This is a genomic window from Citrobacter sp. TBCS-15 (genome assembly GCF_005280815.1).
Taxonomy (GTDB): Bacteria; Pseudomonadota; Gammaproteobacteria; order Enterobacterales; family Enterobacteriaceae; genus Citrobacter; species Citrobacter werkmanii.
On record NZ_SZWK01000301.1, the window covers coordinates 1 to 202 of the forward strand.

Sequence of the window (202 nt, forward strand, 5' to 3'; positions counted from 1 at the left end):
ATCATCGAACACATCAGCTTGTTCTTCGGGGTTTAACAAGTCTAAATTCAAGCCTGATATTTCAATCATACTTAATAAATAACCTGTTTTCGTGACAATGAAGTCTTGATACTGTCCCTGAATAATACTCATGGCTTCAATATCATCTTTTCCTTTTTTGATTGGTGAGGGAACATAAGTAAATTCATAGTTTTTTAGTTTT

1 pseudogene is annotated in these 202 nt (G+C 32.2%); it reads right to left on the reverse strand.

The features are described 5' to 3' along the window. Positions 1–202 (reverse strand): annotated as a pseudogene (locus FDW96_RS25340) (hypothetical protein); the annotation flags it as partial.